Here is a 22,844-nt window from a genome sequence, read left to right on the forward strand (position 1 = left end):
GGAAGAAAAATAGAAGAAAAAAGGAGAATTTGATCATGAGATGGAATAAAAAGTGGATGGCACTGACAATTGCGTCCGCACTTGCGGCCGGAAGTTTAGCAGGCTGCGTAGGAAAAGGGGAGACCAACGAGAGCGGAGAAGAGATCACGGAGCTGACCTGGTACCAGGTGGGGGATTCCCAGAACGACGACCAGACGGTCCTGGAAAAGGTGAACGAGTACACCCAGGAAAAGATCGGCGTAAAATTAAACATTGTAAAAGTAGGCTGGGGAGACTATAATCAGAAGATGCAGGTAGTCATCAATACCGGCGATGCATGGGATCTGTGCTTTACCTGTTCCTGGGCCAACGATTATCTTCAGAACGCCCAGAAGGGTGCATTTCTCGAGCTGGACGGCCTGATCCAGGAGCAGGAAATGTACGAGCGGATCGACCCGCGTTTCTGGGAGGCGGCCAAGGTAGGCGGAGTGACCTACGGCGTGCCCAGTGAGAAGGAGATCGGAAACTGCCCCATGTGGGTATTTACCAAAGAATATGTAGACAAATACGACATCCCATATGAAGAGATCCATTCCCTGGAAGACTTAGAGCCCTGGCTTAAGCTGATCAAGGAAAAAGAGCCGGATGTGGTGCCGCTGTATCTGACCAAAGACTATACGGCGCCTACCTATATGGATAAGATCCAGGACCCGGTGGGCATCGAATACGGAGACGATTCTCTGACCGTGAAAAATGTTTTCGAAACCGAGAGAATGAAATCCACCCTTGCAACCATGCGCAAATATTATACAGAAGGCTATATCAACAAAGACGCGGCTACCGCTTCCGACGACAAATCCATCAAGCGTTTTGTCACAAAGGGCGACGGCCAGCCATACGCGGAGCTGATCTGGGGCAAGGACCTGGGGTATGAAGTGGTGGCTACCCAGATCATGGATACGAAGATCACCAATGCTTCTGCCAGAGGGGCGCTGACGGCTGTCAACAAAAATTCCGAGCATCCCGAAAAAGCCATTGCACTGCTCAACCTGATCAACACCGACGAATATCTGCGGAACCTGCTGAACTACGGAATCGAAGGCGTACACTGGGAGAAGGCGGAGCCGGACGCATCCGAGGTCGAGGCTGCAGAGGGAAAAGATTATGTCTATGACTTCAAGATCAAGCTGGACGAAGCGGCGAAAAAAGACTATTCTGTGCCTTACTGGGTGCAGGGAGGACTGTTCAACACCTATGTATTAGATAACGAGCCTCTGGACAAATGGGCAACCTTCAAGGAGTTCAACGATGCCTCCGAGGAAGCGCCGTCCTTTGGGTTCGACTTCGACCTGGACCCGGTCAGCACCCAGGTAGCGGGCTTCCGGAATGTCCTGGATGAATTTGGAAAATCCCTGTATACAGGAAGCGTGGACCCGGAGGAATACCTTCCGCAGCTTCAGAAGAAGCTGGAGGCAACCGGCGTGCAGGACGTGATCGACGAGATGCAGAGCCAGATTGATGAATGGAAGGACGGAAAGTAAAGCTGTTTCTTATAAGCGGCCGGCCCGGCCGTGAAAAACAACTGTAAATGCGCCGCTTCCGCTGAGACATGCGGGAGCGGTGAATTATGCGAGAGGAGCGATGGAACAATGAAAAGAAGTGAGATCAACCAGGCCATCAAAGGCATGGAAGCGTTAATCAAGGAGCACGGCTTTGAGCTGCCCCCATTCTGTAAATGGACGCCCGGGGATTGGGCGGAGAAGAATCACGAATACGATGAGATCCGTGACAACATGCTGGGATGGGACATCACGGATTACGGTCTTGGAAAATTTGACCAGGTAGGGTTTGCGCTGATCACCCTGCGGAACGGAAATTTAAAGATTGATAAATATACAAAGACCTACGCGGAAAAACTCTTGATGGTCAAGGAAGGCCAGATGGCGCCCATGCATTTCCACTGGAACAAGATGGAGGACATCATCAACCGGGGCGGCGGCAATGTTTTGATCACGGTCTACAATTCCACGGAAAACGGGGAATTTGCGGATACCGACGTGAAGGTGAACTGCGACGGCAGGGAGTTTACCGTGCCTGCAGGGACTCAGGTTCGGCTGCAGCCGGGAGAGAGCATCACGGTCTATCCTTATATGTACCATGATTTCCATGTGGAAGAGGGAACCGGGGCGGTTCTTCTGGGAGAGGTCTCCATGTGCAACGACGACGAAAACGACAACCGGTTCTACGAGCCCATCGGACGGTTCCCGGCCATCGAAGAGGACGAACCGGCGTACCGGCTGCTCTGCAACGAGTATCCGGCGGCAGAGTAAAGAAGGGGCCGGATGGATCACCGGACAGGCAAGCGATTCATATGTACGGTAAATTGGTCATAATCAGAAGGAAGTACATTTGTATGACAAATTGATCGCAACCAGAAGGCAGTCAATTTGCTGTGCAAATTGGTTTCAAAGGGGAGCAATGATATGGAAGTCATCACATTAGATAAAAACTGGAAAATGTGCCGGGTGGGCGATGAGAAGTGGCAGGAAGCGGCGGTTCCCGGATCGGTTTATACGGATCTGCTGAGAAATCACAGCATGGAGGACCCCTACTGGAAGGACAACGAGGACCGCATCTGCGCCCTGATGGAATCCGACTACGAATACGTCTGCACGTTTGAGGGGCAGGAGACAGAAGGGTATTCCGAAGTGTTCCTGCGTTTTGAGGGGCTGGACACGGCGGCAGAACTTTTTCTCAACGACAGGCCGCTGGGAAAGGCCAACAACATGCACCGGACATGGGAATTTGATGCGGGCCTATTGCTCCGCCGAAAGGAAGAAAACATTCTCAGAATCCGGTTTGGCTCCCCGCTGAAATACATTGCGCAGGCTTATGAAAAATATGGAAATATCGGAAACGAAGATACCTATGAGGGCTTCATGCATCTGCGGAAGGCGCATTATATGTTTGGATGGGACTGGGGGGCGCACCTTCCCGATGCGGGAATCTTCCGTCCGGTCCGCCTGTGCAAGGTGAAAAAAGGGCGCATCGACAGCGTCCGGATCAGCCAGACCCATCTGGACGGGCGCTGTATTCTGGACTTTGACGCGGAGTACCTGACCGATGATCCGGAAAACTGCAGCATTCGGATTCGGGTCAATGCGCCGGAGACAGGGCAGACAGAAATTATGGGATCAACGGGGGATGTTCAGAGCGGGAGCATGGAATCGCCGGACGAACGTCAGAGAAAAACCGGAGATCTGCGGGAAAGAAAACAGTATGAGACGATCCTCTCCCCTGAAGGAAAAGGGCAGATCGTGATCGAGAACCCACAGCTCTGGTGGGTTAGCGGCCTGGGCGGACAGCCTTTATATGAAGTGGAAGCGACCCTTTTCTATAGAGGGACAGAGGTGGATTTGTGGAAGCGGCGGATCGGTCTGCGCAGCATGACGGTACAGCGGGAAAAAGATGCCTGGGGAGAAAGCTTTGCCCACGTGATCAACGGAAAACCATTTTTCGCCATGGGGGCGGACTACATCCCGGAGGAGCATCTTCTGGGGAACAGAAGCCCTGAAAAGACCCGACGCCTGCTGGAAGACTGCAAGCTGGCCAACTTCAATGTGATCCGCGTCTGGGGCGGCGGCTTTTACCCCGACGACTGGTTTTACGATCTCTGCGACGAGCTGGGGCTGGCAGTCTGGCAGGACTTCATGTTCGCCTGCTCGGTATACGAGCTGACGCCGGAATTTGAGGAAAATATCACACAGGAGTTCATTGATAACGTGAAGCGGATTCGCCACCATGCCTGTCTGGCGCTGTGGTGCGGCAACAATGAGATGGAAATGTTTGTGGAGGAACGGTGCTGGGTGACAAAACCAACGGAAGTGCGGGATTACCTGTTCATGTACGAACGGATCATTCCCGGAATCCTGAAAAAACAGGATCCCCAGACCTTTTACTGGCCCGCAAGCCCCTCCTCAGGCGGTTCCTTTGACAACCCCAACGACCCGGACCGGGGGGACGTGCATTACTGGGAAGTATGGCACGGAAACAAGCCCTTTTCCGAGTACAGAAAGCACTATTTCCGGTACGCGTCGGAGTTTGGATTCCAGTCGTTTCCCTGCAAAAAGACCATCGAAACCTTTACCGACGATCCCCGGGACTGGAATATTTTTTCCTATATTATGGAGAAGCACCAGAGAAATTACGGTGCAAACGGAAAGATCATGAATTATCTCCAGCAGACCTACCGTTATCCTACAAGCTTCGAGGACGTTCTGTATGCCTCCCAGCTTCTGCAGGCAGACGCCATCCGCTACGGGGTGGAGCATTTCCGGAGAAACCGGGGCCGGTGCATGGGGGCCATTTACTGGCAGCTCAACGACTGCTGGCCGGTCATTTCCTGGTCCTCCATCGATTACTGCGGAAGGTGGAAGGCACTGCACTATTATGCAAAACGGTTTTTTGCGCCGGTGCTGATATCCTGCCAGGAAGAAAGCTGGCTCACCCAGGAAGCCAACATGAACCGGCAGCATTTCGCATTTGAAAAATCCATCCGGCTCAATGTGGCGAATGAAACGCTCCAGGACAGGCAGGTGCTTGTCCGCTGGAACCTGAGAAACGCATCCGGCGAAAGCCTGCGCGAAGAGCAGAAGGAAGTGCTGGTTCCCGCGCTGTCCGCGGTGTGGCTGGAAAAAACGGAACTGCCGGAGACAGACGTATTTACCCAGTACGTGAGCTATGAGGCATGGACAGGCGGGGAAGTGGTTTCGGAGGGGACGGTGATCTTCTCCTATCCGAAGTATTTTCGATATGAAGATCCCAGGCTTTCCCTGGAAACCGATGGGAAATTCATCACGGTCTCGGCCGCGGCCTATGCAAAGAGTGTGGAGATCCAGAATGAAGCGGAGGATCTGGTGCTGTCGGATAACTACTTTGACTTAAACGGCGGCAGCAGGACGGTGGAGATCCTGAGAGGGGAAGCGAAGGGGCTGCGGGTGCGGAGCGTGTATGATCTGTAGAGGTTACTGTTCACGGTGTCGTGCACCTATTGCACGGCATCCGGGCAAAATGAAGGTATGCTATTGTTTTTTTGATTCTGAGAACGTATACTATAGTCAGTATAAAGAGATTCAACGAACAGGCGTGGTCGTATTCAGGAGGTGAGGGCATGTGCGATATCCGATTTTTTAAATCAGCATATCATTGTTATGATGTTGCTGCAAATCTTCTGAAATTTTATGAGCAGGATGAACTGTATCTAAATGATGTTGCGTATAATCTGCAGCAATGTATAGAAAAAACACTGAAAGCATTTCTGGAGTGCAGGGGAGTGACCGTCCCGCAGACTCACAGCATCCGCAAGCTGATCTCTATGTCAAAAAATAATGGATCGGTCATCATCATAACAGACTGGATCATACAGAATCAATATGAAATAGAAACATGGAAAGCAGATACCCGATGTGATTTTGATATCAGCCTTGAACTGGGACGGATTCGGCAAGGGCTGGAGGAAGTAAAAAGGTTTTTGGACATCAACCACATGAGTGATAAATTAAATCCGGAACTGACGGAGGAAATGAAGGAGAAGCTGAGGACGAAAATGCCGAAAAACCTTGTGATACACGACAATTTTGAGTGGAATTGTTATTATAGTATTTTTAAGAAGCAGCTATACCTTTAATATACATCTGAAATAGAATCACAGCTTTCTGACATTATTTCGGTCAGTGAGGCAATAGAGGAAGCGCCTCAGTCTGCCTTGTGTGCTCCAGCGTAAGTGTGCGTTAAGACGCACACTTTTTCTGCATAGAGTACCAGGCGGGCGTACGCAATATGACCGGAAACAGCATACGGCACAATCCGGAATGCTGACGGGTATATCTTTCAGGCGCGTTCCAGCCCGTGTATCCAGTCTGACTTACGGTAATAAATCAGGAATGTCATAGAACTCAGAGCCCAGGTAAGGGGGTAAGCCCAGAAAATCATTTTCATTTCCGGGATGATCCGAACCGCGATCGTAATATAAGTGATCCGCACGATACACCAGAAGATCAGCATAATCACCATCGGTACGACAGACTTCCCGGCTCCCCGCAGGATTCCCGCCATACAGTGGGAAAACGCAAGCAGAAAGAAGAAAAATGCCTCCGTGCGCGCCTGGGCTGCCCCGAAGGCAATGACCTCGGGGGTGCTGTTGAATGCGGTGATCAGCCAGGGGGCACAGACATAGATCAGCAGGCCGATCAGTTCCGCGATGATCGTTGTGCAGAAGATACAGAATACAGCGCCCCGTTTTGCGCGGTCGTACTGCTTTGCACCCAGGTTCTGGCTGATGAAGGTGGTGAGAGCCAGGGAAAAGCAGGTGATCGGCAGGAACACAAACCCCTGGATCTTTGAGTAGGCGCCGCATCCGGCCACCGCCATAGGGCCGAACTGGTTGATATTGGCCTGGACGAATACATTTGCAACGGAAATAATGGAATTTTGGAAGCCCGCGGGAATCCCGTTTTCCAGAATCTGCCGCAAAATTTCTTTGTTCAATTTGATTTTTCCAGGCTCCAGCCGGAATGCCTCCGGGCTTTTCATGAGCTGGCGCAGGCACAAAAACGCGCTGATAAACTGGGAGATCACGGTAGCCAGCGCGGCGGCTCCCACGTCAAAACGAAATACGCCGATCAGGATCAGATCCAGAAGGACGTTGACGACGGAGGAGATCACGAGGTAGATCAGCGGATGACGGCTGTCCCCTACGGACTGCAGTATCCCGACAAAAAAGTTGTACATCACGAAGGCCAGCGATCCGGAAAAATAGATCCGAAAATATGTAATGGAGCTGGGCAGAACTTCAGCCGGAGTCCCCATAAGTACCAGGATCTGCGGCGCGGCAAAGATGCCGATGAAGGTCAGCAGCAGACCGCAGATCAAACCGAAGGCCGCGGTAGTATGGATGGACAGCCGGAGCTGTTCCATATTCCGCGCGCCGAAATGTTTGGCAATGACAACCCCGGCCCCGATGGAGATTCCATTGAAAAAGCCGACCATCAGAAAAATCAGGCTGCCGGAAGAACTGACTGCGGCAAGAGCGGCATTTCCGATAAAATTGCCGACGATCAGAGAATCCGCCGCATTATAAAGTTGCTGAAAAAGGTTTCCCCAAAAAAGGGGAAACGCAAATGTAACAATACGTTTCCCGATAGAACCCTCTGTCATAAGCGTAAATGAAGAATCTGACATGACAGGAACCTCCGCTTCATAATTTAATGGTATGTAATTCATAAAGTACACCCAAGGGCGTCCCGTTATGGCCATTCGGCCGTTTCATAAAGTATAGGACATTGAAGATAGAAAATCAAGTGGCTGGCATGAAATATAAAAAACAGTGAAGGTTATGCGTTACATGTCACACCCCGACCAATCACCACGCTGATTGGTCGGGAGGATGCACATAAAAGCTGGTATTCAGGCCGCCCATTGCCGAAGGCAATTTTAAATGGCGGCCTGAGTTACAGGGCACGCCTGGTCAAGGTGTGACCTGTAACGGTTATGCGTTACTGTTCACACCCTGACCGGGTGCTCACAGTAACGGCATCCAGCCCATTGAAAAGCCGCCTCTCGGCGGTCCTAAGCGCCAGCGACGCTTGTTTAGGACGGACCGGAACGGAGTGTAGACGGGCTGGATGCCCGCCCCATCACTGAATTGGCCGGATGCCGTGCAGCAAGTGCACGACACCGTGTGAACTGTAACTTAGGAAGTCCGCATTCGATAAAATGGACGTTATATGAGTTGTCAGAAGTAAATAGATATGGTAGAATACGGAATTAAGAAAACAACCGTGTTGCAGGGTGGCTGACCTTCATTTTATTTTACATAGAATGGGGGTGGTGCTGATGGACAAGAAACCTTTCGATTTCAAAGACCTGATAGCCATTGGGATGTTCATTTTAGCATTGCTGACATTCGTTTTTACGTTTTGTCGATAATGTTTTAAAGCATAGAAAAACCACCCTCATACTTTGACCGGGTATCGGGTGGCATTTTCTATGTAACCTTAGTATTTGGTCAACCCCTTGTGGGCGGTTGTTTTCTTTTACAGATATGATTATAACATTGTTTCGTTCACTTGTAAATAATTAGTTCAATATGTTCAATATTTCGGCAAACTGAACTGTACACCTGTAATACACAAAATAGTTGAACAATGCCGAAAATAGAGGGCTTTCACAAAAAGTATGTTCTTCTATAGGAAACGGCAGGCAGTCATCATGTGAAAAAAGGAGTAAAAAATGCTGAAAATAGCGATTCTGGAGGATGAGCCTCAGTATGCAGAACAGATACAGGAATGCCTGGAACGATTTCAGAAGGAATACAAAATTCCCGTAGAATACACCTGCTTTGGGAGCGGGGATACCTTCCTGCACAGGTACAGATGCCAGTTTGACCTCCTTCTTCTGGACATTCAGATGCCGTTCATTGATGGGATGCGCGTTGCTGAGGAAGTCCGGAAAATGGATGAAAAGACAGGGATCATTTTTATTACCAGCGCGGGGCAGTATGCCGTCAGGGGCTATAAAGTAGGCGCGCTGGATTACATCCTCAAGCCGGTGGAATATTTTGTGCTTTCACAGAGTATCCTTCGGGCTTCAAGAAGCTTATCCGATTCGGACAAGAAATACCTGAATCTGAAAATAAAATCCGGAATGGTTCGGATTGATCTGGACCATCTCTACTATATCGAGAGCCGGAGACATACATTAGAGGTCCATACAGCGGATGGGATTTATGAAACCTACGGCACAATGAAAGAGCTGGAGGAAAAGCTTGGGGGAGACTGCTTCATGCGGGGAAACAAAGGATATCTGATCAATCTGCGGCATATCACCGCAATCAAAGAAAACGCGGTGATTGTCGATGGAAAATCACTGGCGCTGAGCAGAAACAGAAGAGAGCTCTGTCTGAACAGGCTGATGGAATACTGGGAGGAGACGCGTCTATGAGTGAAGGGTTAGCCAATATACCAATCGGATATACGATACCCGCGGAAAGCTTGTCCTGCATTTTGTATATTGTATTACTGGAAAAGAAATACATGAATTGGAAAAAATTGCTGTTTATGGCAGCGCTAACGGGAGCGCAGTGCCTGTACTTTATGAAAGCGGGAGGGATTCTCTTTGACTATGTGGGTATGGCCGCCATGAGCATTCCCTGCCTTTTGATGCTGGGCTGCTTTGCACTCTGCTGCCGGATGGAATACAAAAAGCTGGTATACTATTCCATCCGGGCATTTATTCTGGCCGAATTTCTCGCTTCCCTGAATTGGTATTTATATCTTTGGAAATGGAAGGAGCTGTTTGGAAAGCATGGAGAATATTTCTGCCTGGCAGCGGTCTACGGCGCAGTCCTCCTGATTGCGTACCAGGTTGAGGAATATGCCTGCGCCGAGAGCGGAAGCATCCAGATCACAAATACAGCTCTTTTTTTCGCAGCATTGACCGGAATGGTCCTCTATGTGGCCAGCGGCTGGCAGATCGGTGTCAGGCGTTCGGAGGTGACGGGAGAATATGGCATGGCCCTGTTCGGCATGCGCACAATGGTGGATTTTGTCGGAGTGATTATGCTCAGCGCCTATCACATGCAGCTGTGCAAGGCTCACTTGGATCATGAATTATTTGCGGTGAAGGCGATCCTGAAAAAGCAGACGCAGCAATACGAGATGTCCCAGGAATGTATTGATGTGATCAATTTCAAGTATCATGACCTGAAGCATCAGATCAGCCTCTGGAAAAAAGAAACCGAGAACAAACACCAGGAAAACTATCTGGATGAACTGCAGAAAATGATCAAGCTGTATGAGATCCGGATGCATACGGGAAATGAAGTGCTTGATACGATCCTGGCGGAAAAAGGAGTCGTATGCGTCAGAAAAGAAATCCGGATCACAAATGTGGCGGATGGGAAGGCGCTGGATTTTATGGAACTGGAAGATATATGCGCCGTATTTGGAAATGCGCTGGATAACGCGATCGAATACCTGGAACAGGTCAGGGATAAAGAGAAAAGGCTGATTCGCGTCGTTGTCCGGCGTATCCATGATTTTGTCATGATACAGATTGAAAATTACTGTGAAAATGAGGTCTGTCTGGAAGGGCGGCTGCCAGGGAGCTCCAAGGGAGATGAGAGGTTCCATGGCTACGGGTTAAGGAGTATCCGGTATATTTCTGAAAAGTATCATGGAAAAATGGATATCAGCCAAAAGGAAAACTGGTTTGTACTGAAAATAATTCTGCCGTTCGGCAGGTAGAAATGTCTCTGTTCTTCTAAAAGAAAATGGCTGCAGCAGCAGCCGCGCTCCGGTGCGGGTGTGCGTCAAGACGCACACTTTTTTTCGTTCAAAAACCGTTGGTGTGCAAAAAACGACCGTTTGCCGGAATTTTGCCCAAAACAAAAAAGCCATGCTATGATAGTTTCAGATGATCAGCTGGTACAGAGGATGTGCCAGGCGCCGGCGGAATATGAAAAGGAGTACTCTCGAAAAGTAAGAATGGAGGAAAAGGGTACACATGACAAAGTATGGACGCAGTTGGATAAAAAAAATGATTTTGGTGTTTGCGATGCTGTTCGTGTTTGGCTACTCACCCGCGGTCTATGCGGAAGAAGAGCCAAAACAGGCGCCCGGTCAGGAACTGATGGGGGAAGGCCAGGAAGAAATGTCCTTCGAGGATATGATCGGGACGATGGAAAAACCGGAAGCGGAAAAAAAGGTGATTGAGGAGAACTCCGACCCAGCGGCCGACGAAGGCGTAAGCACTTATACCGTGATCGCGTTTGCTGCAGCCGCAGTGCTTTTTATGATTGCCGTTCTTCTGATGGCAATCGCCGGTGTAAAAAAGAAAAAATCGGAAAGACTGTTTTTCGGGTTTATGACAAGCGCGGTTTCATTTACGGTCATCATCGCTATGACCGCAAATATCCTTGCTCTGGGAAGATACAGCCTGGTTATGAATAAGACCTTCGGAAAAGGAAAAATCACGGTTGAACAAAAAGAAGGCAGTGAGGGCTGGGACTCCGAATATAATAAAAAGGAGTATGCATCTGCAGACGAGGCGCGGGAGGCGGCAATGGACCTTACCCAGCGTGTGGAAGCAGAGGGCGCGGTTCTGATGAAAAATGAAAACAGCGCGCTTCCGCTGGCGCCAGACGAAAAAAAGATTACGCTTTTAGGCGTAAATTCCGCCCACATTTCAGCCGGGGCACAGGGGGAAGGCGTAAACGGACAGAAGGGTGAGATGTATTCTCTGCAGGAGGGAATGGAGTACGCAGGCTTCGAGGTCAATCCTTCGACGATGGAATTGTATGAGTCTCTGTTCTGGAGCGACGACTATAAGTACGAAACAAAGCTGACCAATACCACAGATGAAAGTATGGCGATTTCCAAAGTCTACCAGTATGGGCACAACAGTGCGGGCTTTAGTAATGATGAGCCATGGATCATCGGTGAGGTGGAAACAGACCGGTACACGTCGGATATAGAAAGGACATACAAGGACTATTCCGGCGCGGCAGTCGTGACACTTACCCGCGTAGGCGGAGAGGGATCGGATCTTGCGATGGATATGGGAGTATATAAGGAATATGGCGGAGAGGAAGGGAAGCACTATCTGGAACTGGACACCAGGGAGCAGGAACTGATCCGATATGCCAAAGAACATTTCTCAAAAGTAATCGTTTTGATCAACAGCAGCAATGCCATAGAGCTGGGGGATCTGAATGCGAAGAAGACGGCGGATAACCTGGGTGTGGACGCCATCCTCTGGATCGGCGGCGTGGGAAGTACCGGAACAAAGGCCGTAGGGGATATCCTGGCGGGAAATGTCAATCCCTCCGGGCGCACCGCTGATATTTATCCGGCAGATTTTACCGCAGACCCCACATGGAATAATTTTGGTTCCGGGAAATATACGAATATTGACGAAACAAATTCCCCGGACGGATATGCATATTCTGTAGAATATGAGGAGGGGATTTATATCGGATACCGGTACTATGAGACTGCAGAGGCAGAAGCACAGGCCGGAAACTATGATTCGTATTCTTATGAGGACGCGGTTGTATATCCCTTCGGCTATGGGCTGAGCTATACATCCTTTGAGATGGAGTACGCGGATACGCCGGCCTATACAGACGGAAAATTCCATTTTGACGTCCAGGTCACCAACACAGGGGATATGGCCGGCCGTCAGGTGGTGGAGCTCTACGCCGAAGCGCCTTATACTTACGGCGGAATTGAAAAATCCAAGGTTGTGCTTGCGGGCTTCGGGAAGACAGAGATTCTAGAGCCGGGCGAGAGCGGGACGGTTTCCATTGAGGTGTCCAGGGATGATCTGGCATCTTATGATTATCAGAATGAAAAGTGCTATGTATTAGATGAAGGGACATACAAATTTTATCTGAGCGAAAATTCCCACAGCTGGGCTTCCATTTCTGAGGAGGATTCCGGAAAATATTTTGAATATGAGCTGGAGAAAATCGTTTACAATACGGATGATACCAAAAGGGAGTCCGATGAAATTGCGGCTGTAAACCAGCTGGATGATGTAACCAATTATCATTTTGTAGATTATAAGGACAGCAATGCGGATAACGGATATGCGCATAATATGACACGGGAAGATTTCAAAGGATCATTTCCTACGGCATTGACAGAAGCCGATCTTGTGGCAGGAGAGGATGTAATAGAAGGCATCAATTATGACGCGGCGTCTGACGATCAGGGAGATGAGATGCCGGCAACAGGAGTTGACAACGGTCTGATGCTGGCCAATGTGCGGGGCCTGGATTATGACGATCCCCTGTGGGATGACCTGATGGATCAGCTGACCGTATCCGACCTGCATGGGCTCTGCGCTTATGGCCATTTTGAAACGGCGGAGATTACATCCATCGCGGCGCCTTACACATCGGATATAGACAGTCCGAATGGGTTTGTCAATTTCTTCAAGCCAAACCTGGTTTCCAACGGATATACCACGGAGGTTGTGCTTGCATCGACCTGGAATGTGGAGCTGGCACGGGAACAGGGAGAATGTATCGGTGAGGAAGGACTGCAAAATGAGATTACAGGCTGGTACGGACCTGGATTGAATACACACCGCAGCGCGTTCGGTGGAAGAAATTTTGAGTATTTTTCAGAGGACGGCGTCCTTGCGGGCAAGATCGTGGCGGCAGAATGCAGCGGCGCGCAGAGCAAAGGCCTGATGGTCTACGCAAAGCACTATGCGGTCAATGATCAGGAGGAAAACCGCAATTCCACTTTATGTACATGGGTAAATGAGCAGGCGGCCAGGGAGATTTATTTAAAGCCGTTTGAGCTGTATGCCAAGGAGACGGTTGCAGAGGTGGAATACCTGGATGAGAACGGAACCCGCCAGACCGCAAAAATGCAGGGGATCGGAGGCGTTATGACCGCATATAATATGATCGGCGCAGTCTGGGCCGGAGCCTGCGAGGGTATGGATCACGTAATCCTGCGGGACGAATGGGGGCTGGACGGAGGCGCGATCACGGACGCGATCGGAGCTTCCTATACCTATGCGAATGCCGATCAGGCAATCCGTTACGGATCGGACCTTCTTCTTGCATATGACCTCCAGATGGAGGATACGGAATCTGCGGCGGCAGTTCAGGCATTAAGAGAAGCCGCGCACCATATCCTGTATGCCAAGGCGAACAGCAACGCGATGAACGGGCTGACTACGGGAACCGTGATCCATTATGGAACGGCGCCATGGAAGACCGTACTGTTTGTCTGTGATGCCCTGGCTCTTCTGATCGCTGTGTCAGGGATTGCAATGATGGTAAAAGCAAAGCAAAGAAAAATAGAAGTGGTAACAGAATAACAAATAAAACCCCACGGGATGATGAAACAAAAAAAGGGTGGGGCTGCAGCGCCGGAACAGGGCGAGGCAGCCCCACCCTTGTGACTTGACGTAATAAAAATTTTATGACTAATAAAAAATACTGGATTTGTGAAAATTTGGAAATATTACGATCCTGCTGATTTCTGTGATCGCGGGAACAATCGGGAATAAAAACGTGCATTTATTGCCTTCCTATGAAGAAGTGCCTTAAATTCAGAGAGACCCCGGAACGTATAAAACCAGCCGCTTTTCTGTCAGCCGTGCGCAGTATGGCTGCACCGATGGAATGCAAAATATATCTGGTCAGACCAGAGTGTGTGCCAAAAACATAGCGTTGTTTTCATTCCTGTCCGCCGATCTTTATACATGCCGTATCAGCAGACACAGGAATGAAATTTGGCATATATTGTATAAAATGCTGATTTTTACGCTTTTATTTTGATATATAAATGCAAAATGTACATATTTTTGGTTTACCTTCCTTTCACTCTGTGCTATAATCATCACAAGAGAGTTTACCGTAAAAATCGGATTTACAGCATTCCGGCCTTCTTGGTCGGAGCAGAGAGGAAGGGTATATGGCAAAACAAAAGTTAAGACCAAAGATTGTGAAATTATGTAAAGTAGTGGGCGGGCTTACCGGCGTGGTTAATAAGATTGATGAAAACGCGCCGGAGTACTATGCCCTGGCCTCCATCCTGACGGATGAGGAGGCGGACGTGGCGATTGCGGCCGGACTCCGCAAGGAGCGTCCCCTGGAATATCTGGTGAAAAAAACCGGCATGCCGGAAAAGAAGGTAAAAGAGCTGGCGGACCACCTGGCATGGATCGGGGTATTCCGCGTGACCACGAATCCGGTGACGAAAAAGGACCAGTATTTCATGCAGATCTTTGCACCAGGCATCATGGAAATGCTGGTCAACAACCAGGAGCTTTTAAAGACCCACCCGGAAGTGGGAAGGGCGTTCGAGGAATATACCCGAATCCGGATGGCCAATATGTCCCCCATGATGCCGAACGGCTATGGGCTGATGCGGGTCGTCCCTGTGGAAAGCGCGATCCAGGACATCCCGAAGGCACACGATTATGACAAGCTGAGCTATTACATCAACAAATACGAAAAATTTTCCGTGTCCCCATGCTCCTGCCGGGCATCCAGGCGCACCCTCAACGACGGCTGCGGCCATCTGGAGGAGGACATGTGCATCCAGATGGGAAAAGGCGCGGAGCACTACATCCGGACCGGACGGGCCCGGGAGATCTCCCGGGATGAGGTTTATGAGATCATAAAGAGGGCGGAGGACAACGGGCTGATGCACGACATGCCCAACATTGAGGAGGCCGGGGAGAGCGCGGCTATCTGCAACTGCTGCGCCTGCTCCTGCTTCGGACTGCGGATCGGCCTGATGTACGGGGCAAGGGATATGATCCGTTCCAACTATGTGGCGAAGATTGACGAGACAAAATGCGTGGCCTGCGGCCAGTGTGTGGAAAACTGCCCGGGCAATGCGCTGAAACTGGGGCAGAAGCTCTGCACCTCCGAGCCCATCACCCCGCCGGAATACCGGAAGATGCGGGACAGCCTCTGGACGAAAAAGGACTGGAACCCGGATTACCGTGAGAACCGGGAGGACGTGGCGGAGACCGGCACCGCACCCTGCAAGACGGCCTGCCCGGCGCATATCGCGGTACAGGGGTATCTGCGTCTGGCGGCAGAGGGAAGATACCGGGACGCGCTGGCGCTCATTAAGAAGGAAAACCCGTTCCCGGCAGTCTGCGGGCGGATCTGCAACCACCGCTGCGAGGAGGAGTGTACGAGAGGAAATGTGGACGAGGCGGTAGCCATCGACGAGGTGAAGCGTTTTATCGCGGACCATGACCTGAACGCAGAGACACGCTACATTCCGCCCATGGTGAACCAGATCGGAAAGCCCTATCCCCAGAAGATTGCCGTCATCGGGGCAGGCCCGGCAGGATTAAGCTGTGCGTTTTATCTGGCGGAAAAAGGCTATTCGCCGGTGGTATTTGACAAGGCTAAGCGGCCCGGCGGTATGCTGATGAACGGCATCCCCTCCTTCCGTCTGGAAAAGGACGTGGTGGAAGCGGAGATCGATATTTTGAAGGAAATGGGCGTGGAATTTCGCTGCGGCGTGGAGGTAGGGAAGGACGTGACCATCAGCGGCCTCAGGGAAGAAGGCTTCCAGGGCTTCTACCTTGCCATCGGCGCCCAGGGCGGACGGAAGATCAACGTGCCTGGGGAGGACGTCAAGGGCGTGGTTTCCGGGATTGAGTTTATCAAAGAAGTGAATCTGGGAAGCGGGACGAAGCTGTCCGGAAAAACGGTAGTCGTGGGGGGCGGAAATGTGGCTGTGGATGTTGCCAGGACAGCCATCCGCGTAGGCTCCGGAAATGTGGAGATGTACTGTCTGGAATCGCCCGGGGAGATGCCGGCGGCTGCCGATGAGGTGGAAGAGGCAGCCAGGGAAGGTATTACCGTGCATCATTCCTGGGGGCCAAAAGAGATTCTTGTAAAGGACGGAAAAGCAGCGGGCATCGTGTTTAAAAAATGTACAGATGTGTTTGACGAAAACCGCAGATTTGCCCCTCAGTATGATGAGGACGATACAATCACAGTAGAATGTGAAAATATCCTGCTGTCCGTCGGCCAGTCCATCGAGTGGGGAGCGCTTCTGGACGGAACAAAGGTGGAGCTGAATAAAAACGGCACTGTGAAGGCGGACCCGCTGACATATCAGACCGGGGAGCCAGATATCTTTGCCGGCGGCGATGTGTACTCCGGACCGAAATTTGCCATCGACGCCATTGCGGCCGGGAAAGAGGCGGCCATCTCCCTTCACCGCTATGTACAGCCGGGACAGACTCTGACCATGGGACGGGACCGCCGGAATTACCGGGCGCTGGACAAGAGCAGCGCATTGGTTCCGCTGGACTGCTTCGATGCGGACAAACGCCAGATTCCGGGTTACAATGCGGCAAAGGCAAAGTCATTTGGGGATACCAGGACTACATTTACGGAGGAACAGGTGCGAAAGGAGACCGCAAGGTGCCTCGGCTGCGGGGCTACCAAGGTGGACGGGTACCTGTGCGTAGGCTGCGGCCTGTGTACGACGAAATGTGAATTTGACGCTATTAAGCTGGAGATGCGGACTGATATGAAGCCCGTCCAGGCCGGAACCTTCGAGACCATCCCCATCAAGGTGGCGGGACATGTGGTGAAGAAGGTGGGAAAGATCGCAGTGAAAAATGGGAAGAAGCTTCGAAAGTAGCGCAAGATGAGTCCTGAAAACTCAAGGAAATGGTTCGGAACAGGATTGCCGGCGGAAGCATGGAAGAGGTGATTGATGTACAGGCAGGGCAGCAGTCCTGCCTGTATTGTGCAGTTCATTTGTTTAAAATTGCTTTTCATATCTAAAAATATTATTAGGTTTTTTAAGTGGCAAACAGTAAATAATTGTGTTATTCTTTTAGAAAGAAAAATTATTTTGAATATAGTGAAATATAAGGAGAAAAATATTGAAAATTTATTTGGATATGTGCTGTTATAACAGGCCATATGATGAACAGTCTCAATTGAAAGTAGCCATGGAAACGCAGTCTAAGCTTCATATACAAAATCTGATAAAAGAAAAGCAGTTGGAGTTGATTTCGTCATATATGTTAAGATATGAATGCAGTAATAATCCGTTTGAAATGCGTCGTAATACAATTTTCGATTTTATGCATAAAAATACATTTGCATATGTGGGAGAAGAGCACAAGAAAGAGATTGAATTAAAAGCTGCTGAAATTATGCAGACAGGGGTCAAATTTAAGGATGCGTGCCATGTTGCGTCGGCAATATATGCGGGATGCGAGTATTTCATATCTACGGATATACGTTTACTTAAGTACAGGAGTGATGAAATTAAACTGGTTACACCAATTGAATTTGTTACAGAAATGGAGAGTGAATAAAATGACTGCAAGTACCGTTGAGATTATGAACAGGGGCATGAAATGTCTAACCGAACAGATGGGGATTATTGAAGCTGAACGCTTTATTTCTATTATCATTCGTGAAAAATTCGATTATACGAAATGGCAGAGAGAGTATTTTGATGCAAAAACACCAGAGGAGATCAGCAGAGAGGCTTCACAATACGAGCAGTCTCATCCTTTTCCAGGAAATGCTGTCAGACTTTGAGCGGATCGTATCAGATTTTATGGATCGGATGCCCTGCGGCAAAGTGCAGGGCACCGCGGACAGCGCCGAAATTCCGCTGACCAGGGAAAACGGATCAGGAAAGGGGGATATGCATGCACGAACTGGGACTTTGTGATGCCATGCTGAGAATGATGGACAAAATACTGACAGAAGAGGAACCAGGGGCATTCAGCATCCGGCGGGTTGTGCTGGAGATCGGCGAGCTCTCCGGCGTGGTTCCCCGTTTCATGGAGGAAAGCTGGAAAGCGGTCGCCCGCGGGACCCACTATGCAGACGCCGTGCTGGAGATCCGGACGGAACCAGGCTATGCAGACTGCCTGGACTGCGGGGCGCATGTCCGGCCTGCAGAGAGCGGTTTCAAATGCCCGGACTGCGGCGGGGAAAAATTAAAACCTGTGTCCGGGATCGACATGACAATCCGCAGTATTGAGGTGTGCGAAGAAGAACAGCAATTGGATTTCCGCCAGGAAGGTACAGAATTGGACCCTGCGGGAGTTCCCGATAAACCGATGGAGGCAGAGGAGTAATCAAGATGGAAAAATACAGAGTAATCGAGATCAAACAAAGCATTTTTGCGGATAACGACAAACAGGCGGACGCACTTCGGGAAAAGCTGAAAGAGAAAGGCGTATTCCTGCTCAATCTGATGTCCAGCCCGGGAGCCGGAAAGACGACCACCTTAAGCCGTACCATTGAAATGCTGAAGCAGGAAATGCAGATCGGGGTCATGGAGGCGGATATTGATTCGGATGTGGACGCGGCGGCGATCGAAAACTGCGGCGTCAGGGTCATCCAGCTCCACACCGGAGGCATGTGCCACCTGGACGCCGGGATGACAGAGCAGGGGATTACGGAATTTGGAATCCAGGGTCTGGATCTTCTTATCCTGGAAAATGTAGGCAATCTGGTATGTCCCGCAGAATTTGACACCGGGGCCGTAAAAAATGCCATGATCCTTTCCGTTCCGGAGGGCCACGACAAGCCCCTCAAATACCCGCTCATGTTCCAGGTGTGCGACGTGGTGCTTGTGAACAAGATCGACGTACTGCCGTATTTTGATTTTGATATGGAAAAATGCGTGGAATATGTACACATGCGCAACCCCCAGGCAAAAGTCATCCCCATCTGCGCTAAGACCGGGGACGGGATGGAAGCCTGGGCGGACTGGCTGCGGGGACAGGTGGAAGCGTGGAAAAAATAAATCATGTACAGGCAGGTCCACAGCCCCGTAAGACATACAGCAAAACCTGTCGATGATCGTACGGCCGGGATTTCCGGCAAAAGAAAATGTCCCGCAGTATCCTGGAAGCGGAGACTGCGGGACACCAGAGAAGCTTAGACGGTTTGTCACTGTGAGCACCCGGCCGATACAGCAACGTTATTCCACAGTCAGGCCAAAATTTTTCAGGATGCGGTAGCTGTCCAGAAGTCCGGCCATGTAAGCGAGGATACTGTGTTCAAAGTCGCTTTCCTCTTTTCGGGCCAGGATGGTATCTATCAGGTCCCGCTGAGGTTTTGTGAAGTCGGTGCTCTGATAGCGCCGGTAAGCCTGCAGGTATTCGACCCGGCACACCTGGTAATCCTTATCCTCCAGGAGAAGACTGTGCAGAGTCGTATTTTTCAGGCTGTCCATGTACAACTTCAATATATCTTTTATTTCTTCAATGCTGTTATCTTCTGTGATGATGGAAAAGAGTTCTTGTGCGATTTGGTCGTTTTTAAGCATATGTTCGATTCCTTTCTGCCGTAGGCATAGTGAAAAGAGACTGGCTTACATTGACGGGTTTCGTGGAAAACAGGCAGAACACGCAGCACGCGTACCCTTCCGTCTGTTGTTTCATAGAAAAAAAGAAGGACGGCAGCATTTTAACAGGCAGCCATCCCTCTTTTTTCTGTCACGTTTCATCAAGGTTTTGACAAGCGTTTCTTTTTTGCAAAATCTGACAAAGCAGATTGAAAATCCCTGTCCGGTTGGACAAACTCATTGTTACAGCAGCGAAGATAAATAGAATCAAGTTTTCTGAGCAGTATCCGTCCAAAAAGCGGCATAGGGATAAGAGATAACTGCGTCTGTTGCTATGTATTGGCTGTACAGCGTTTTGTATCAGCCTGTTTCCATGTGTCTATTTTAGCACGAACATGTCGAAATAGAAACGGCAATCGTTCTACAAATTCTCCCTGATTTCTACAAAATTCGACATTGCAGGGGCGTTTATTCCATGGTTTATCTTTGAAGTATTTCAAAAAAATTCTCTGGAGTGACAGCGGGGATATCCGATGTGGAAAAATCTTCCCTACCCAAAGCATTTCTGACGCCTGCATGATCGGCATTGGCCACTTGCAGAAAAAAAGTATACATTCCGGGACATTGCCTCTCAAGGGGTTCATCCCTGTAAACTGCGGAGCTGCCTCAAAAAGAGGGGCGCAAGCGGTTTGCATTGAAGGAAGTAAAGAATTACGGACCGTTTGCGGAACTGGTTTACATTAGAGCCTGACGCCGCGCAAAGTATACGGCGGGGAATTTGACTTTCGAAAAAAACAGAAAATTTTACGTCATCGTTAATAACCGACAGAGACCTTTTAGCAGGTCTCATTTTTTTGTGTAAATTGACGCAAATTATGAACGAAAAAAAGAGCGAAAATATTTTCGTAACCATGGATAAATTGTGATAAATGTCGGAAAATACTTTAGTAAAATAGAAATATTGAAATAATTTACCGGTAACGATATAATTTTATTGTGCAAAACAGAACGGCAATAGGACTGGAAAGGCCAGGGTTGAGTATGAACATTCAGGAGGTTGCAAGGCTTGCGGGGGTATCTATTTCCACAGTTTCGAAAGTAATGAACGGGAAGGCTGAGGACATCAGCGAACCGACCAGGAAAAAGGTTCTGAAGGTCATAGAGGAAAATAATTACATTCCTTATGCCAAATATAGAAAAAAGGAAGGACTGAGAAGCGGTTTGATCGGATTGATTGTCCAAAGGAGCAATACAAACAGCCATGAACTGATCATGTCTGCGGAAGAAGTGCTGAAAAATCGAGGATACCAGCTATTGATTCGAATGCTGGATGATGATGAGACATTGGACGATGCGATGCGTCAGATGCAGAAAAGAAATCTCTCAGGAATGATTATAAATACAGAGGAATCTACGTTTTATCAGGACGACTATTTGAAGACCGTATACCTCTCCGATACAGGCCGGTTTGATGAAAGCCAGAAAAATACATTTTACTGCCAGAGATCCGAGGCCGGACGACAAATTGCGAGAATGCTTTTGTCGGCTGGACACCGTACCATCGGAGCGGTTTTTTTAGAGCAGGAGAGAGGAATATTAAAAGGAATTGAGGAAATATACAGGGAAGAAAACCTGTCCGGCCAAATGATCAATTACTACATCGGAGAGGATATGGCGGATATCCAAAGAAACGGAATGACACTGTGCATTGCCGAGGATGTGACTGCAGTGGTCTGCGGAAATGTGATGATTACCGGATGTGTAGTGGAGTATGCGGAGCAGAGCGGCATCCATGTTCCGGAAGATTTGTCCTGCGTATGCGCGGACGATGAAAAAATTCTGGAGTGCCTTTGCTGCGGCATCACCGCAGTGAGATATCCGGTTCGGCGGATGACCGAGGATGCGGCCGAATATCTGCTGGATCTGATTGAACAGAAAAGAGAAAGTGAGATTGTTCGGAAATATCTGCCGGAGCTGATCAAAAGAAACAGCGTAAAGAAGCAAAACGCCGGAGATTTTGCGGTGAAAATGGTAATTGTCGGAAGCATGAATATGGATAATCTGATCGAAGGAGAGCAGATCCCGCTGAATGGGCAGACTCAGATCGCGAAAAATATTATCTGCTCTGCCGGCGGAAAAGGCGGCAACCAGGCGGTTGGAGTGTCAAGACTTGGCGGAAGCGCCTATATGATCGGACGTCTCGGAAAAGACGCGGACGGCCGGACGCTGTATAGAAGCCTTGGAAACTATGGCGTCAATTTGGAAGGCGTGGAGTTTGACGATTCCTCTGCCAGCGGAAAAGCATTTATCCATATTGACCAGAATGGGGAAAATACGATCGTAGTCTACCGCGGGGCAAATGAAAACCTGGACGGATGTCAGTTGGAGCGGTACAAAGTGATTTTTCGAAAATGCAGATATTGCCTGTTGTCTTCGGAAATATCGAAGGAGACCATCGCGGCGGCAATCAAATGCTGCAAAGAAACCGGTACAAAGGTCCTCCTGAAACCATCTGCCATTGAGGAATTGGGAGAAAAACTGCTAAACGGCGTGGACTATCTGATCCCCAATGAGATGGAACTGGGAAAGATCATCAGCGGGGATCAGACATTGGAGGAGAAGGCGCAGGAGCTTCTGCACGGAGGTGTGGAAAATGTGATCGTAACGCTGGGAAAGCAGGGCGCGTATCTGAAAAACAGGAAATACAGCCTGTACTTTCCAAGTGCGCCGTTTCATGCGGTGGATACAACCGGCGGAGCAGATTCCTTTATCAGCGCGCTTGCGGTCGCACTGAGCGAAGATAAGGATTTGATCTATGCTGTTATTTATGCGATGTATGCGGCGGGGATTACAGTGACAAGGTATGGCGTACAGGAGGCGATGCCGGATAAAAACACAGTCGGCATTTACCGGGAAGAGATTGACGCGCGGTATCACAGGATGATGAAACAGATATCAGGATAAACAGTTGAATAA

At 49.6% G+C, this 22,844-nt stretch carries 15 protein-coding genes; 13 read left to right on the forward strand and 2 right to left on the reverse strand.

Annotation, left to right across the window (positions count from 1 at the left end):
* Nucleotides 1-35 precede the first annotated feature (35 nt).
* From EBB54_RS03955 to EBB54_RS03970, 4 genes are all read left to right on the forward strand, one after another.
* The gene (locus EBB54_RS03955) at nt 36-1,520 is read left to right on the forward strand and encodes an ABC transporter substrate-binding protein (protein WP_125126439.1); all 1,485 of its coding nucleotides are present in this window, start codon (nt 36-38) and stop codon (nt 1,518-1,520) included.
* 108 nt (nt 1,521-1,628) lie between these two features.
* On the forward strand, nt 1,629-2,309 hold the full coding sequence (locus EBB54_RS03960) for a D-lyxose/D-mannose family sugar isomerase (RefSeq protein WP_125126440.1): 681 nt from the start codon (nt 1,629-1,631) through the stop codon (nt 2,307-2,309).
* A gap of 153 nt (nt 2,310-2,462) precedes the next feature.
* On the forward strand, nt 2,463-5,000 hold the full coding sequence (locus EBB54_RS03965; RefSeq protein ID WP_125126441.1) for a beta-mannosidase: 2,538 nt from the start codon (nt 2,463-2,465) through the stop codon (nt 4,998-5,000).
* Nucleotides 5,001-5,149: 149 nt separating this feature from the next.
* Nucleotides 5,150-5,665 (forward strand): HEPN domain-containing protein, encoded by a 516-nt coding sequence (locus tag EBB54_RS03970; RefSeq protein ID WP_125126442.1) that lies wholly within the window; start codon nt 5,150-5,152, stop codon nt 5,663-5,665.
* Nucleotides 5,666-5,868: 203 nt separating this feature from the next.
* Here the strand turns inward: EBB54_RS03970 and EBB54_RS03975 are convergent, their stop codons facing one another.
* Nucleotides 5,869-7,218 carry an MATE family efflux transporter gene (locus EBB54_RS03975; RefSeq protein WP_125126443.1) on the reverse strand — a complete coding sequence of 450 codons (1,350 nt, stop codon included), beginning with the start codon at nt 7,216-7,218 and terminating at the stop codon, nt 5,869-5,871.
* Between the two features lie 1,050 nt (nt 7,219-8,268).
* Between EBB54_RS03975 and EBB54_RS03980 the strand changes: the two genes are divergently transcribed.
* From EBB54_RS03980 to hypB, 8 genes are all read left to right on the forward strand, one after another.
* Nucleotides 8,269-8,979: a LytR/AlgR family response regulator transcription factor gene (locus tag EBB54_RS03980; RefSeq protein ID WP_125126444.1), complete on the forward strand. Its 711-nt coding sequence runs from the start codon at nt 8,269-8,271 to the stop codon at nt 8,977-8,979.
* Entirely contained in the window at nt 8,976-10,283 is a 1,308-nt protein-coding gene (locus EBB54_RS03985) for an ATP-binding protein (RefSeq protein ID WP_125126445.1), read from the forward strand. The genes EBB54_RS03980 and EBB54_RS03985 overlap by 4 nt, the downstream gene beginning before the upstream one ends.
* A gap of 292 nt (nt 10,284-10,575) precedes the next feature.
* A complete protein-coding gene (locus tag EBB54_RS03990; protein WP_162307077.1) occupies nt 10,576-13,878 on the forward strand; it encodes a beta-glucosidase in 3,303 nt (1,100 codons plus the stop codon).
* 599 nt (nt 13,879-14,477) lie between these two features.
* Nucleotides 14,478-17,186 (forward strand): FAD-dependent oxidoreductase, encoded by a 2,709-nt coding sequence (locus EBB54_RS03995; protein ID WP_125126447.1) that lies wholly within the window; start codon nt 14,478-14,480, stop codon nt 17,184-17,186.
* Nucleotides 17,187-17,574: 388 nt separating this feature from the next.
* Nucleotides 17,575-17,874: a hypothetical protein gene (locus EBB54_RS04000; protein WP_243127515.1), complete on the forward strand. Its 300-nt coding sequence runs from the start codon at nt 17,575-17,577 to the stop codon at nt 17,872-17,874.
* A gap of 1 nt (nt 17,875) precedes the next feature.
* Nucleotides 17,876-18,103, forward strand: a complete 228-nt coding sequence (locus EBB54_RS04005; RefSeq protein ID WP_125126449.1) for a hypothetical protein — start codon at nt 17,876-17,878, stop codon at nt 18,101-18,103.
* Between the two features lie 113 nt (nt 18,104-18,216).
* Nucleotides 18,217-18,651 (forward strand): hydrogenase maturation nickel metallochaperone HypA, encoded by a 435-nt coding sequence (locus tag EBB54_RS04010; protein WP_125126450.1) that lies wholly within the window; start codon nt 18,217-18,219, stop codon nt 18,649-18,651.
* 5 nt (nt 18,652-18,656) lie between these two features.
* Entirely contained in the window at nt 18,657-19,325 is a 669-nt protein-coding gene (gene hypB, locus EBB54_RS04015) for a hydrogenase nickel incorporation protein HypB (RefSeq protein WP_125126451.1), read from the forward strand.
* A gap of 177 nt (nt 19,326-19,502) precedes the next feature.
* Here the strand turns inward: hypB and EBB54_RS04020 are convergent, their stop codons facing one another.
* Nucleotides 19,503-19,850 carry a hypothetical protein gene (locus EBB54_RS04020; protein WP_125126452.1) on the reverse strand — a complete coding sequence of 116 codons (348 nt, stop codon included), beginning with the start codon at nt 19,848-19,850 and terminating at the stop codon, nt 19,503-19,505.
* 1,059 nt (nt 19,851-20,909) lie between these two features.
* Here EBB54_RS04020 and EBB54_RS04025 point away from each other — a divergent pair.
* A complete protein-coding gene (locus tag EBB54_RS04025) occupies nt 20,910-22,832 on the forward strand; it encodes a PfkB family carbohydrate kinase (RefSeq protein WP_148099340.1) in 1,923 nt (640 codons plus the stop codon).
* Nucleotides 22,833-22,844 lie beyond the last annotated feature (12 nt).

The sequence above is a fragment of the Schaedlerella arabinosiphila genome, assembly GCF_003885045.1.
Taxonomy (GTDB): domain Bacteria; phylum Bacillota; class Clostridia; order Lachnospirales; family Lachnospiraceae; genus Schaedlerella; species Schaedlerella arabinosiphila.

Bases quoted from the DNA above. Each gene is read 5' to 3' on its own strand.
- EBB54_RS03990 (WP_162307077.1), top strand. From the start codon at position 10,576: ATGATTTTGGTGTTTGCGATGCTGTTCGTGTTTGGCTACTCACCCGCG.
- EBB54_RS03975 (WP_125126443.1), bottom strand. From the start codon at position 7,218: ATGTCAGATTCTTCATTTACGCTTATGACAGAGGGTTCTATCGGGAAA.
- EBB54_RS03960 (WP_125126440.1), top strand. From the start codon at position 1,629: ATGAAAAGAAGTGAGATCAACCAGGCCATCAAAGGCATGGAAGCGTTA.
- EBB54_RS04000 (WP_243127515.1), top strand. From the start codon at position 17,575: ATGTTAAGATATGAATGCAGTAATAATCCGTTTGAAATGCGTCGTAAT.
- EBB54_RS04020 (WP_125126452.1), bottom strand. From the start codon at position 19,850: ATGCTTAAAAACGACCAAATCGCACAAGAACTCTTTTCCATCATCACA.
- EBB54_RS03970 (WP_125126442.1), top strand. From the start codon at position 5,150: ATGTGCGATATCCGATTTTTTAAATCAGCATATCATTGTTATGATGTT.
- EBB54_RS04005 (WP_125126449.1), top strand. From the start codon at position 17,876: ATGACTGCAAGTACCGTTGAGATTATGAACAGGGGCATGAAATGTCTA.
- EBB54_RS04025 (WP_148099340.1), top strand. From the start codon at position 20,910: ATGAACATTCAGGAGGTTGCAAGGCTTGCGGGGGTATCTATTTCCACA.
- hypB (WP_125126451.1), top strand. From the start codon at position 18,657: ATGGAAAAATACAGAGTAATCGAGATCAAACAAAGCATTTTTGCGGAT.
- EBB54_RS03985 (WP_125126445.1), top strand. From the start codon at position 8,976: ATGAGTGAAGGGTTAGCCAATATACCAATCGGATATACGATACCCGCG.
- EBB54_RS03965 (WP_125126441.1), top strand. From the start codon at position 2,463: ATGGAAGTCATCACATTAGATAAAAACTGGAAAATGTGCCGGGTGGGC.
- EBB54_RS04010 (WP_125126450.1), top strand. From the start codon at position 18,217: ATGCACGAACTGGGACTTTGTGATGCCATGCTGAGAATGATGGACAAA.
- EBB54_RS03980 (WP_125126444.1), top strand. From the start codon at position 8,269: ATGCTGAAAATAGCGATTCTGGAGGATGAGCCTCAGTATGCAGAACAG.
- EBB54_RS03995 (WP_125126447.1), top strand. From the start codon at position 14,478: ATGGCAAAACAAAAGTTAAGACCAAAGATTGTGAAATTATGTAAAGTA.
- EBB54_RS03955 (WP_125126439.1), top strand. From the start codon at position 36: ATGAGATGGAATAAAAAGTGGATGGCACTGACAATTGCGTCCGCACTT.